Annotated in this window: 7 protein-coding genes and 1 pseudogene; 2 read left to right on the top strand and 6 right to left on the bottom strand. The window is 69.4% G+C overall.

What is annotated here, in order from left to right:
• The first annotated feature begins 139 nt into the window (after positions 1–139).
• The gene (gcvP, locus tag ACW5EG_RS04435; protein ID WP_457017543.1) at positions 140–3037 is read left to right on the top strand and encodes an aminomethyl-transferring glycine dehydrogenase; all 2898 of its coding nucleotides are present in this window, start codon (positions 140–142) and stop codon (positions 3035–3037) included.
• Positions 3038–3357: 320 nt separating this feature from the next.
• On the opposite strand, the gene ACW5EG_RS04430 is transcribed toward gcvP, so the two are convergent.
• Together ACW5EG_RS04430 and ACW5EG_RS04425 are read right to left on the bottom strand one after the other, a co-directional pair.
• Positions 3358–6318, bottom strand: coding sequence for a bifunctional diguanylate cyclase/phosphodiesterase (locus ACW5EG_RS04430; RefSeq protein ID WP_457020937.1), 2961 nt, complete (start codon positions 6316–6318; stop codon positions 3358–3360).
• Between the two features lie 210 nt (positions 6319–6528).
• Positions 6529–6894, bottom strand: a complete 366-nt coding sequence (locus ACW5EG_RS04425) for a cupin domain-containing protein (RefSeq protein ID WP_457017541.1) — start codon at positions 6892–6894, stop codon at positions 6529–6531.
• Between the two features lie 172 nt (positions 6895–7066).
• Between ACW5EG_RS04425 and ACW5EG_RS04420 the strand changes: the two genes are divergently transcribed.
• Entirely contained in the window at positions 7067–7609 is a 543-nt protein-coding gene (locus tag ACW5EG_RS04420; protein WP_457017540.1) for an NADPH-dependent FMN reductase, read from the top strand.
• Between the two features lie 167 nt (positions 7610–7776).
• Here ACW5EG_RS04420 and ACW5EG_RS04415 read toward each other — a convergent pair whose 3' ends face one another.
• From ACW5EG_RS04415 to imuA, 4 genes and pseudogenes are all read right to left on the bottom strand, one after another.
• Positions 7777–8373: an alpha-ketoglutarate-dependent dioxygenase AlkB gene (locus tag ACW5EG_RS04415; protein WP_457018404.1), complete on the bottom strand. Its 597-nt coding sequence runs from the start codon at positions 8371–8373 to the stop codon at positions 7777–7779.
• An 8-nt stretch (positions 8374–8381) separates the two neighbouring features.
• Positions 8382–11654: an error-prone DNA polymerase gene (locus ACW5EG_RS04410; RefSeq protein WP_457020936.1), complete on the bottom strand. Its 3273-nt coding sequence runs from the start codon at positions 11652–11654 to the stop codon at positions 8382–8384.
• The gene (locus tag ACW5EG_RS04405) at positions 11642–13060 is read right to left on the bottom strand and encodes a Y-family DNA polymerase (RefSeq protein WP_457020935.1); all 1419 of its coding nucleotides are present in this window, start codon (positions 13058–13060) and stop codon (positions 11642–11644) included. Before ACW5EG_RS04405 ends, ACW5EG_RS04410 begins: the two co-directional genes overlap by 13 nt.
• 365 nt (positions 13061–13425) lie before the next feature.
• A pseudogene (gene imuA, locus ACW5EG_RS04400) lies at positions 13426–14037 on the bottom strand (translesion DNA synthesis-associated protein ImuA); the annotation flags it as partial.

Genomic DNA, 14037 nt, shown 5'->3' with positions numbered 1-14037 from the left:
CCCGTTGTCGTTCCAGCCCACGCTGGAACCCGTCCATGCTCCTGCGTCCGCGCAGGAGCGGCCATGGGTCCCGGCTTCGGCCGGGATGACGATGCAGCGGCATCCGGGCGGCGCCCTTCACTTTTCCGGTGCCTCCGCCATGTCCAAGCCCAGCCTGCGCGAACTCGAACACCACGACGCCTTCGTCGAACGCCACATCGGCCCCAACGACGCCGAGGTCGCGCACATGCTGCGCGAGGTCGGCCACGACTCGCTGGAGTCGATGACCGACGCCATCGTCCCCGCCACCATCAAGCCCACCGGCACGCTCGATCCGGCGTCGAGCCCCGGCCTGGCCCTGCCCGGCTCGCTGACCGAGGTCGAGGCGCTGGCGAAGATCCGCACGATCGCCGAGCGCAACGACGTGTTCCGCAGCTTCATCGGCCAGGGCTATTACGGCACCCACACGCCCAACGTCATCCTGCGCAACGTCCTCGAGAACCCGGCCTGGTACACCGCCTACACACCCTACCAGGCGGAGATCTCGCAGGGCCGCATGGAGGCGCTGATCAACTTCCAGCAGATGTGCTCCGACCTCACCGGCATGGATATCGCCAACGCATCGCTGCTGGACGAAGCCACCGCCGCGGCCGAGGCTATGACGCTTGCCAAGCGTTCGGCGAAATCGAAGTCCAACCTGTTCTACGTCGCCGACAGCGTGCATCCGCAGACCCTGGAAGTGGTGCGCACGCGTGCCGACGGCATGGGTATCGATCTGCAGGTCGGGCCGGCGGCGGACGCGGCCGAGGCCGACTGCTTCGGCGTGCTGCTGCAGTATCCCGACACCTACGGCCACATCGTCGACCATGCCGCTCTGGCCGAGGCCGTGCATGCGCGCGGCGCCCTGGTCACGGTCGCCGCCGACCTGCTCGCGCTCACCTTGATCAAAGCACCGGGTGAATGGGGCGCCGACATCGTGGTCGGCAACACCCAGCGCTTCGGCGTGCCGTTCGGCTTCGGCGGACCGCATGCGGGCTTCATGGCCTGCCGCGACGCGTTCAAGCGCTCGATGCCCGGCCGCCTGATCGGCGTCTCGGTCGACGCTGCCGGCAAGCCCGCCTACCGCCTCACCCTGCAGACGCGCGAGCAGCACATCCGGCGCGAGAAGGCGACCAGCAACATCTGCACCGCGCAGGTGCTGCTGGCGGTGATGGCCGCGATGTACGCCGTCTACCACGGCCCTGACGGGCTGGTGCGTATCGCCCGTCGCGTGCATCGCCAGACCGCGATCCTGGCTGCGGCACTGCGCCAGGTGGGCGTGCAGGTGGGCGGAGATTTTTTCGACACGTTGCACGTCAGCGGCGTCGAGGCCGAGACCGTCCACAACTACGCCAGCCACCAGCGCATCAACCTGCGCAAGATCGACGCGACCAGCGTCGGCATCAGCCTGGACGAGACCGTCACCCGCGCCGACCTCGCCGCGCTGGCGAAGATCTTCGGTGCCGAGCTCAACGGCGGCGCAATCGACGCGCTTGATGCGGACATCGACGACGCCCTGCCGGCCGCGCTACAGCGCGAGTCGAAGTTCCTGCAGCACCCCGTGTTCAACACGCACCACAGCGAGCACGAGATGCTGCGCTACCTGCGTGCGCTCGCCGACAAGGACCTGGCGATGGACCGCACGATGATCCCGCTGGGCTCGTGCACCATGAAGCTCAACGCCACCGCCGAGATGATCCCGATCACCTGGCCGGAATTCGCCGGGATCCATCCGCTCGCGCCATCCTCGCAGACGCGCGGATACCGGGAACTGATCGATTCACTCGAAGCGATGCTGGTGGAGATCACCGGCTACGACGCGATCAGCTTCCAGCCCAACTCCGGTGCCCAGGGCGAGTACGCCGGCCTGCTCGCGATCCGCGCATACCACGCATCGCGCGACGAGGGCCACCGCGATATCTGCCTGATCCCCGAATCCGCGCACGGCACCAACCCGGCCTCGGCGCAGATGTGCGGCATGAAGGTAGTGGTGACGCGCTGCGACGCCAACGGCAACGTCGACGTCGAAGACATCCGCCGCGCCGCGGAGAAGCATTCGGCCAACCTCGCCGCGATCATGATGACCTACCCGTCCACGCACGGCGTGTTCGAGGAAGACGTGGTCGAGATCTGCGAGATCGTCCATCGCCACGGCGGGCAGGTCTATACCGACGGCGCCAACATGAACGCGCTGGTCGGCCTGGCGAAGCCGGGCAAGTGGGGCTCCGATGTGAGCCACCTCAACCTGCACAAGACGTTCTGCATCCCGCACGGCGGCGGCGGCCCGGGCGTGGGGCCGTGCGCGGTCAAAGCGCACCTGGCGCCGTTCCTGCCACGCGGACACAAGGATTCCGAAGGCAGCGTGGGCATGGTGTCCGCCGCCGCGCACGGCAGCGCCTCGATCCTGCCGATCAGCTGGATGTACATCGCGATGATGGGCGCCGGCGGCCTGCGCCGTGCCACCCAGGTCGCGCTGCTCAGCGCCAACTACGTGTCCAGGCGGCTCGCCCCGCACTACCGCACGCTGTACACGGGACGCAACGGGCTGGTGGCGCACGAATGCATCCTCGACCTGCGGCCGCTGGAGAAGGCCACCGGCGTCAGCGCCGAGGACGTGGCCAAGCGGCTGATCGATTTCGGCTTCCACGCGCCGACGCTCAGCTTCCCGGTCGCCGGCACGCTGATGGTCGAGCCGACCGAGAGCGAATCGCTGCATGAACTCGACCGCTTCATCGACGCGATGATCCAGATCCGCGACGAGATCCGCGCGATCGAGGATGGACGCCTGGATCGCGTGGACAACCCGCTGAAAAACGCGCCGCACACCGCCGACGCGGCCGCCGCGAGCGAGTGGACGCACGCCTATCCGCGCGAGCTGGCGGTGTTCCCGCTGGCCAGCCTGCGGCAGCAGAAGTACTGGCCGCCGGTGGCGCGCGTGGACAACGTGCACGGCGACAAGAACGTGTTCTGCGCCTGCATCCCGGTCGACGCGTTCAAGGAAGAAGACGCCGACGCCTGATCAAAGTTTCACCACTGCAACAAGCACACACGCAACCGCCCCGCAAGGGGCGGTTCGCGTTTGCGGCAATGGCGTTGTTTTCACCAAACAGTCGCCGGGCGTGACGCCACGCGGGCTGGCGGCGGTTGTTCAATGGGCCCTCCACAACCTTGTCCACAAGCGTCGTGGATAAGTCTGCGCGGGCACACGACGAGGTTCGGCAATCGTTGCGCAATGCAAGCCCCAATCGCGACGCCCTTGACGGATGCAGCCGGGGGTGCAGGCAGCAGGCCGGCTTTCGATGCTTTCCGCGGCGCAAGCAGTCCGCCCGGCACGCCCGACTACTTCGGCGTGCCACCACAGATCGAGTCGAGCAGCTGGCTCAACGGCGCCGGGCGGCCAAGCAGGTAGCCCTGCGCCTGGTCGCAGCCGTTGTTGCGCAGCCATTCGAACTCACCTTCGTGCTCCACGCCTTCGGCGATCGTGCCCAATCCCAGGCCGCCGGCCAGCGCGATCAATGCGCGGCAGATCGAGGCGTTGCGATCGTCTGTGTGCACGTCCTGCACGAAGCTCCGGTCGATCTTCAGATAGTCCAGCGGCAGGTCGCGCAGGTAGGCCATGCTGGAAAAGCCGGTGCCGAAGTCGTCGATCGAAATCGGCACCCCGGCATTGCGCAGCGCCAGCATGCGCGTGCGCGCCGCCTGCGGCTGGCGCAGCACCACGCTCTCGGTCAACTCGACGTGCAGTGCGCCGCGTGGCAGCCGGTACTGCTGCTGCAGTTCGGCCACGGCGTCGGCGATGTTGTCGCCCAGCAGCTGTACCGCCGAGATGTTGACGGCGATGGAGACATCGCGGAGTCCGCGATCGGCCAGGCGCCCGTGACAAAGCGCAGCCTGCTCCAGCACCCAGCGGCCGATCGGCACGATCAGGCCGGAGGTTTCCGCCAGCGGCATGAACACCGCCGGCGGCACCAGCCTGCCGTCCTGGCGCCAGCGCAACAGCGCTTCAAGCGCCACCAGCCGGCCGTCGGACAAACGCCGGATCGGCTGGTAGTGCAGCTCGAACTCGTCGTTGGGCAGCGCGCCGTGCAGGCGACGCGCCAGGACGATGCGTTGCGACGCCTGGTCGGCCATGGTGCGGTCGTAGGGCAGGACCTGCACCAGCTCTCGTCCCGCCTGCAGCGCAGCCAGGGCGGCGTGGCCGATCACCTGCTCGGCGCCCTCGCCCGCCTCGGGGCCTTCGGCAATGCCAATCCAGGCCTCGACCGGATGGGCCCCGCCCTCGGTCTGGACCGGCAGCGCGATCGCTTCCTCGAGTGCCGCCAGCATCTCCTGCTGGCGGCTGGCGTCCAGGGCCACGACGATGAACGATTCGCCGGGCCAGAACCCCACCGCGCCGAATTCGCGCCCCACCACGCTCAGGCGCGCCGCCGTCTCGCGCAACAGCAGCTCGCTGGTGGTCGCGCCCAGGGTAGGCGCGACCAGCTCCAGGTCGCGCAAGCGCACGAAGGCCGCCGCATAGCGCGATCCGGGCACGTGCTGCGCATTGACCTGCTCGACCAGCGCCGACAGGCGCGTCAGGCCGGTGGTGCTGTCGTGGGTGGCGCGCCAGGCAAGGTCGTGCTCATAGGAGACGCGGTCGCTGACGTCCTCGGCCAGCACCAGCCGCGCCTGCCGTCCCCCGAACTCGATGCCGCTGCTGAAGACGCGCACGTCCAGGCGACTCCCATCGCTGCGGACGTGGGTCCAGACACCGTCCACGTCCTGGCTGGCGCCACGCCTGTCCATCGACGCTTCGACATCCTTCCACTCCGACGCGGGACGGATGTCGAGGATGGTCATCGCGCGGAATTCTTCCAGGCTGTAGCCGTAGGAAGACACCGCGGCATCGTTGACCGCGAGGAACCGCAGGGTCTTCGCGTCGAATACCCAGAACGGCAGCGGGTTGCGCTCGAACAGCGTGCGGAACTGCGCTTCCGCGCGCTCGATGCGTTCCTGCGCCTTGTGCCTGGCGGTCACGTCGGCGACCGTGCCGGTGATCCGACCCTTTCCCTGGCTGTCGGTGGCGAGGCCTCCGCTGCCTCTGACCCAGCGCTCGCTGCCGTGATCGGTCAGCACGCGGTACTCCGCGCTGAAGGGCGTACCGGTCTCGAGCGTGTGAGCGAACCGCTGCTCCACCCGCTGGCGATCGTCCGGATGGATCCGCTCGAAGAATGCACGGATCGGCAGCACCCCGGCCCTGGGCTCGAACCCGAACATCACAGCAGTGTGCTCGGAGACCTTGATGTGCTCGCCGTCGGATTCGATCCGCCACACGCCGGTGCGCGAGGCGCGCTGCGCCTGGTCCAGCCAGTCCGCCTGCTCCTCCAGTTCGACGAGCAGATCCTCGCGCACGCGTTCGCCGCTGGTGAGCCGGTGCAAGAAATAGCCCAGCCCGAGCCAGTACAGCAGCACGAAGCCGGACGCGATCGACACGTTGCGATACCAGGGCACCAGCGCCTCGCGCAGGCCGATGCCGGCAACGACGACGACGTCATAGCCACTCATCGCACTGAGGCCGGCCAGCCGCGCGACGCCATCGACGTGGCTGACCCGCAGGCCCGACGCCGTGCCCTTGATATCCCGCAGTTCCGGTGACAGCGGGGTCTGGCGGCCAACGAAGCTACCGGTGGCAGCTTCCGGCTGTCGCGCGAGCACCACGCCGTTGCGGTCGAGCACGGTGGCGTTGCCTTCGCGGCCGATGTCGAGGTCGCGGATCATCCGCTCGATCGCGATCGTGTGCAGTCGCGCCAGCAGCCAGCGCCCGTCGCCGAACGGCCAAGCCACGCGCAGCCACCATCCGTCTTCGCCGTTGGCCTGCAGCGTACCGATCACCAGGCGGCCGCTGCGCGCGTTTGCGACCCATTCCGGCAGCCCCGGGTCGCCCTGCTCGCCCACCACCAGGGCGCGCCCCTGCGAATCGACCACCGCGACCGAGTCGAGATCGGCGCGCCGCGCAACCACGCCTGCGATTGCATCGCGCAGCCGCGCGTCCGCCCGGGCCGGGGCCGAGCCGGCGTAGGCGGTGGCATCGGCAGTGATGCCGGCCATCGCACGCTCCAGGCTGCCGAACTCCTGCCGCAGCAGCCGGTCCACGCCGGTTGAGAGCGCCAACGCCTGGCGCTGCGCCGACGCGACGCGGAGCTCACGATCCTGGTACAGCAGCAGCGCCAGTCCCAGCATCATCAGCAGGCCCAGCGCGACCCCTACGGTCAGTACCTTCTTGACCGATCCGGGCAACCGCTTGCGCACGCGTGGACGCATTGGACCGTTCTGCTCCCCTAGATTGTCTGCACCATGCCAACCGCCGCGGCGGCGTGCAAGGACGCGCAGCATTCGCTGTGGTGACGCAACCACGACATCGGCACGGACGCTTCGGCCTGAAGGCCTCGTGGTGGTGGCTGCCGTTGCCCGCGCCGTGGCGGACGGGCTTGACCCGATCCGCCGCCAGGCAGGCGCGGCAGCGACGGGCCCTCAGTCGCGCGCATGTCCCCGTGGCGCGCGCCGCGCCGCGGGCAGCGGGTCGCCGCCCTCGGTGTAGGCGGGAGGCGTATAGAAGTTGAGTGTCCTCAGCAGGCCGCGACCGGTGTTGCGGATCTCGTGGCGCTCGCCGCGTTCGATCACCAGCAGGCTGCCCTCGCGCAGCTTCCGGCGCGAGCCATCGACAATGGCGAGGCCGGTGCCGCTGACCACATAGATCCACTGGTCGGCGCCGCGATGGAAATTGTCCGCGCCACCTTCGCTGTCGCCGGGCGCGATCACCATCTCCGCCGCCTGGACCTTGCGGACGGTGAAGGCGGGGCGGAATCCTTTTCCAAAGCGCAGATGTTTCGATTGCATCGTGACCCCCGAAGCCTGCTTCCACCTTGGTGCCATGTCCGTCAAGGCGCTGCGAACAGGTGCGACAACCGTCCAGACGCCGCGTTCACGCGGTCGGGGCCATCTTGCGCTCACGCCGCATCCGTGCCACCCGGGAGGTTCCAGGAGCCGGCACGCACTCCAGGAGCCATCCATGTCACTGACCATCGCCGTGATCGTCGGCAGCCTGCGCCAGGATTCATTCAACGCGCGGCTGGCCGATGCGCTTGCCAGGCTCGCGCCGGACGACATCGAGTTCCGCCGACTGCGCATCGACGACCTGCCGCTGTACAACCAGGACGACGACGCTTCGCCGCCGGCGCCGGTGATCCGACTGAAGGAAGCGATCCGCGAAGCCGACGGGCTGCTGTTCGTCACGCCCGAGTACAACCGTTCGATCCCCGGCGTGCTCAAGAACGCGCTCGACCACGCCTCGCGCCCCTACGGCGACAGCGCCTTCCCGGACAAGCCGGCGGGCGTCATCGGCGTTTCCATCGGCGCGATCGGCACCGCGGTCGCGCAGCAACACCTGCGCACCATCCTCGCCTACCTCGACATGCCCACGCTCGGACAGCCCGAGGCCTTCCTCAAGGCCGACGACGTGCTGGATGAAAACGGCGACATCGCCGATGGCAGCCGCAAGTTCCTGCAGGACTGGATGGATGCGTACCTGGAGTGGGTACAGCGCCACGCCTGAGGCCACAAAACCGCGTGAGCCTCCGCGCTGGCGTCTCGCGGGCGGAGCATCAGCCCCTGCAGGAGCGGCTTCAGTCGCGAACGCCGGCGCCACGTGTGCCTTCTTTCGCGGCTGAAGCCGCTCCTACAGATGGCAATGCTGTTTTGTGGATGCGTCGTGCGCGGGCGTCATGCGACTGCATCCGGTTTCGCGCGGAACACCACGCTGATGCGCGGTTCGGCCTGGCGCGTCTTCGGGATTCCGTGCTCGTGCGTGGTCTGCATCGCATGGCTCATCGCCAGCAGGCTGCCGGGCATCAGGTCGACGGCGATCTGGTCGGCGTGGTCGCGCACGGAGCGGATCAGCATGCGCCGCGGTGCGCCCAGCGAGAACACGACGACCGGATGCCCCTCGCCCAGCAGGTGCAGCTTGTCGCCGTGCATGGCCACGCTGTCGTTGCCGTCGCGATAGAAGTTCATGCCGATCGAGGTGAATGGCGCCGGCACGTGCTGTTGCACGCAGGCGTGCATCGTTGCCAACGGCAGGTCCACGGGCAGGTCGTTCACCGCGTACGAGGCAAGCAGCCGCGGCACGTCGACCATGCGCTCGTACATGGGGCGACGCAGGTGGCGCCACCCGGCGCGCTCGACAAGCTGGTCGAACCAGCGCTGCGCCGTGTCCGGGTCGACCACGCCGGGCCAGTAGCGCGCGCCGCCCTGCGCATCGTCCACCAGCTGCAGCATGGACGGTGCGAACAGGTCGCCGGCGAGCGAGGCGGTGCGCATGGATGCCATCAGCGGAAGTCCCGCGAGCTGGTGTGGACCTGGCCGAGCAGCGCGGTCATGTCCTGCAGGTCGCGCGCGATCAGGTGGCGCACGCCATCGACCTGCTCCCAGCGACCGCGCACCGCCAGCAGGCGCGCGCCCAGCAGGGCCTTGCGCCGGCGCAGCGCGAGATGCGGCCACACCACCACGTTGACCATGCCGTGTTCGTCCTCGAGGGTGACGAAGATCGTGCCCTTGGCCGTCGCCGGACGCTGGCGCTGGGTGACGATGCCGGCGACGAAGGCGCCGCGCCCGTGCGGCAGCTCCAGCAACTGGCGCGTGTCGAGCAGGCGCTCGCGCTGCAGGCGTTCGCGGATCAGCGACAGCGGATGCGCGCCGAGCGTCAGCCCGGTGCTGCGGTAGTCGGCCACCGCCTCCTCGCCGGGCGAAGGCGCAGGCAACGCGATCTCGTCTTCGTCCGGGCTGCCCGGCAGCAATGGCCGCTTGTTCTCGATGCCCGCCACCGCCCAGCGCGCGGCATTCCGATGCCCGGACAGCGACGCCAGCGCTCCCGATTCGGCCAGCGCATTGCGCGCCTTCCCGTCGAGACCGGCGCGCAGGCACAGGTCGCGCACGTCGACGAACGGACGCTGCCCACGCGCGGCCACGATGGCGTCGGCCGCGGCCTGCGACAGGCCCTTGACCTGGCGAAAGCCGAGCCGGATCGCCGCCTGTCCGCCGTCGTCGACGCCGCTACGCGCATGCCCGCCTTCGAGCGTGCAGTCCCACTGGCTGCAGGCCACGTCGACGGCAAGCACCTCCAGGCCCACGCGCGCGCCGCGGCCGCGACGCGCGTCCTGCACGATCTCGCTGGGCGAATAGAATCCCATCGGCTGCGAATTGAGCAGGGCGCAGGCGAAGGCCGCCGGTTCGTGGCGCTTGAGCCAGCAGCTGATGTAGACCAGCTTGGCGAACGAGGCGGCGTGGCTCTGCGGGAAGCCGTAGGAGCCGAAGCCCTTGATCTGTTCGAAGATCTGGTCGATGAACTCGGGCGCGTAGTTCTTGTCGAGCATCAGCTCGCGGATGCGCACGCGGTGCGGCTCCATGTCGCCGCCCCGCCGCCATGCCGCCATGGAGCGGCGCAGGTTGTCCGCTTCGCTCGGGGAATAGCCGGCGTGGATCACCAGCTCCATCACCTGCTCCTGGAACAGCGGGATGCCCAGCGTCGGCCCCAGGATCGCCTTCACGCCTTCGGACGGATAGGTCACCGCCTCCCTGCCCTGCCGGCGGCGCAGGTAGGGATGCACCATGTCGCCCTGAATCGGGCCGGGGCGCACGATCGCGACTTCCACCACCAGGTCGTAGTACTTGTCCGGTTTGAGTCGCGGCAGCATGCTCATCTGCGCGCGCGATTCGATCTGGAACACGCCCACGGTGTCGGCGGCCTGGATCATCTCGAAGGTGGGCCTGTCGTCGGTGGGCAGCCGCGCGATGTCCACCACGTGGCCGCGATGGCGTTCCACCAGTTCCACCGCCTTGCGGATGCAGGTGAGCATGCCCAGCGCCAGGCAGTCGACCTTGAGCAGCTTCATCGTCTCCAGGTCGTCCTTGTCCCACTGGATGATGCTGCGCTCGGGCATCGATGCGTTCTCCACCGGCACCACGGTGGCCAGCGGTGCATCGCAGATCACGAAGCCGCCGACGTGCTGCGAGAGATGGCGCGGGTGGTCGCGCAGTTGGCCGGCCACCATCAGCACGCGCGCGATCAGCGGGTTGTCCGGATCGAAACCGGCTTCGCGCAGGCGCTGCTGCATCGGCGTCTCGCCATTGCCCCAGCCGAAGCACTCGGCCAGCAGCACGATCTGGTCGGGCGGCAGGCCGAAGGCCTTGGCCACGTCGCGCACCGCGCTCTTGCCGCGATAGCGGATCACGGTCGCAGCCAGCGCCGCACGATGGCGACCGTACTTGGCGTAGACGTACTGCAGCACTTCCTCGCGCCGCTCGTGCTCGAAATCGACGTCGATGTCGGGCGGCTCGTTGCGTTCCTCCGACAGGAAGCGCGCCATCAGCAGGCGGCTTTCAGTCGGGTTCACCACGGTGATGCCGAGCGCGAAGCACACGGCCGAGTTGGCGGAGGAGCCGCGGCCCTGGCAGAGGATGTCCTGCGACTTGGCAAAGCGGACGATGTCCTCGACGGTGAGGAAGAAGGCTTCGTATCTGAGCTTCGCGATCAGGGCGAGTTCGTCCTCGATCTGGAGCACCACGTCCGCAGGCACGCCGTCGGGCCAGCGTTCGCGCATGCCGCGATGCGTGAGTTCGCGCAGCCAGGTGGTGGGGGTGTGGCCTTCGGGCACCAGTTCGACCGGATAGGCGTAGCGCAGGTCGTTGCCGAGATCGAAGCTGCAGCGGCGCGCCAGCGCCACCGCGTTGTCCAGCAGGGCCGCCCCGCCCTCCACCGCGCCATGGATGTTGCCCAGCGCGCGGCGCGTGCGCAGGTGGCGTTCGCCGTTGCGGAACAGCTGCGCGCCGCATTGGGACAGCGGCGTGTTGTGTCGGATCGCGGTCATGGTGTCCTGCAGCGCGCGACGCCGGCGCACGTCCATGTGCACGTCGCCGGCGGCGATGGGCGTCATGTCCAGTGCCTTTGCGAGGTCGAGCAGCTGCGTGAGTCGCGCCACGTCGTCCTGTTCGCGATGCAGCTCCACCGCGAGGAAGGCGCGATCATCGAACACCGTGCGCAGCCAGCGGCCCTGTGCGGGATCAACCTCGCGCGCCGGGATCCACAGCGCGAACAGGCCGCTCAGCGAAACATCCACGTCCGACAGCCGGCGTTCGACATCCTGGCGCGTAAGCCGGTAGCCCTTGCCCTCGACCGCACGCCGCGCCTGGGTGATCAGTTCGCACAGCCGCGTGTAGCCGGCCGGGGTTTCCACCAACAACACGAATTTGAGTCCGCAGTCGAGGATGAACTCGCTGCCGACGATCAGCTTGACCCCGGTGATGCGCGCCGCCTCAAGTCCGCGCACGATGCCGGCCAGCGAGCACTCATCGGTGATCGCCAGCGCCTCGTAGCCAACCTGGGCCGCGCGTGCGAACAGCTCTTCGGCGCTTGCCGCGCCGCGCAGGAAGGAAAAGTCGGACAAACAGTGCAGCTCGGCATAGGCCGGCAGCCCCGCCTCGACCGGCGCATCGTCGTTGGCCGCGGTCGACAGGCGCAGGCGCTGCGCGGTTTCCCAGGCGCGCGGCGGGCGGCCGCTGGGGGTGTCGCGGTCGATGCCGTCGGTATCGCTCATGCGAACCATCCCTGCAGCATCCAGCCGCCTTGCTCGCCCGGCGGCGCAAAGGCCCAGGCGCGCTGTCCCTGCGAGGTTTCGATGACGTAGTAGTCGCGACGCGCGTCCTCGCCGTCCCACCAGCCACTTTCCAGGCGCTCCGGTCCCGAGACGATGCGCGGCCGCGAATCGCGCAGCGGGATCGGACGCGGCAGCAGCCAGCAGGGGCGCGGCGGGCGGGCGGGCGCCTCGTCGATGCGGCCCGCATCGTCTTCCACCCTTCGCCACGCGCGCTCGGGACGTGGATCGCCTGATGGCGCCACGGCATACACCGCCTCGTCGCCCAGGCGCGCGCGCAGCCGCTCGCGCAGCTGCGGCCAGGGCAGCTGCTGTTGGCTGCGCGTATCGAACAGGTCGCGCGAGGCCGGCGCGAAGGGGGGAAGTTCGCGCGCAAGCAGGCGCAGCGCGACCACCGGCCTGTCGATCCGCACCCGCTCCAGCCGGCTGCGCGTCACCTCCAATAGCATCGCCGCATCGCGTTCGGCCGAGAGCAGTCCGACCTCCACGTCGGTGTGTCCTGTTTCATGCTCGAGCCGCAGCACGAAGCACTGCACCCCACCGTCGCGCATCGACAGATAGGTGCACAGGTCGCCCACCAGCCGCCGCAGCGGGAACAACAGGGCCATGTGGCTTTCGACCTCGTAGCCCATTTCAACACGCGCATCGAAATGATCCGGCGGCGCGTAGCAGTCCAGCGGATCGTCGACCTCACCGTAGAGCCGGTCGAGATGGTCGAGCAGCTCGCGCCCGAAGCGCCGCCGCAGCGCATCGCGCGGCAGCGCGCGCAAGGCACGCAGGTCGCGCACGCCCATGCGCTGCAGGCGCTCGCCGCTGTCGCCGGGAAAGCGCGCGCGCCGCACCGGCATGCGGTCGAGCGTGGCCGTCATCGCGTCGCCGTGCATCAACGCCAGGCCATCGCGCAGTCCCGCCAGCACGCGCGCGGCGCGCGGCGTCGGCGCCAGCGCGATGCGGTGTTCGAAGCCCAGCGCCGCAAGCTCCTCGCGCAGGCGGCGTTCGATCTGCGGCCACGGCCCGAGCAGACGAAAGCTGCCGCGCACCTCCAGCACGATGCAGCCCGGCCACTGCGCGCTCACCAGCGAGCTGTGGCGATAGGCCCAGGCGGCGAGGAAGCGCTGCCAGCGTGCTTCGGCCTGCGGATCGTGCTCGACCATCGCGAAGTCCGGCAGCAGCGCATGCGCGGCAGTCAGGCGCATGCCCGGCCGCAGGCCCGCATCCGCGGCTGTGGCATTCACCGCATGCAGGCTGCGCAGCTGCGCCGGCCCGGTCACCAGCGCCAGCGGCGCCTGCGGATCAGGCAAACGGCGGAGGACGCCATCCAGCGCCAGTTGCGGCAGCAGTACGCAGGCCCAGAGCATCGACGTCGTCAGCCACGCAGGAGCGGCGCGGGGGCCTGGACGAGATGGAGCTCGTGCTGCGGGCAGGCGAGCGTTCCGGGAGAGGGAGCGCGCGAAACCTCGAGCGTTGGCTTTTCCTTCCCCCGCTCGCGGGGGAAGAGCCTGCCCTGAGCCTGCCGAAGGGTGCCGAAGGCGGATGGGGGCGCGCCGCAGGCGCGGGCAGTTGCGTCGCGACCGGCTTGCCCCCACCCCAGCCCTCCCCCGCTTGCGGGGGAGGGAGCCAGGTGCGCGGGTGCCTCCCGATCTGCGACCTCCCGATCCGTCCGGGCAGACGGAAGCTGCGCGACCGGAACGGAAGTTGCAGCCGTGTCCGTCTGCATCGGCTCCAGCACGAATGGCGCTGCCGGCACCGGCCCACCGCGGCACTTGCGCACCTGCCAGGCAATCGCGCGCTCCGTGCACACCGCTTCCAGCCGCAGCGCTGCCGGAGAAGGGTTCGCCGCGTGTTTGCGGTCGCGCAGCGCGAAGCCCAGGCATTGGCCGCTGTCGGCGGCCACCTGCAGGCGACGCAGCGCGCGCGCGTCGGCCTGCTGCGGCCAGCCCAGTACTACCGCGCAGGTGCCGCTGCGCAGGCATTGTTCGAATGCCCAAAGTGCATCACGCGGGGATGCATCGATGATGCGCAGCTGCGACAGGTCCACGCTGGCCGCCTGCCAGGCCGGTGCATACGGCAGGTATGGCGGCGCAATCACCGCCACCCGTTCGCCCTGCTGCGTGCAGCGCGCCAGCGTGGGCAGCAGCAGCGACAGTTCGCCCACGCCGTCGGCCGGCAGCAGCAGTTCGGTCAGCGCGCGCCGCGGCCAGCCACCCTGCGGCAGCAGCGCGTCGAGCACGGCGTGCCCGGTCGGCTCGCCATCGGCGGCGATCGCCGCGCTGCGGCCGGCGTGCCACAGCGTGCGCGCGGCCAGCAGGGTTTCTAGTGCGACAACGGCCGACAT

The organism is Luteimonas sp. A611 (assembly GCF_054072715.1).
The sequence above is the reverse complement of the archived record's forward strand: the minus strand, read 5'-3'. Positions and strand labels throughout refer to the sequence as shown.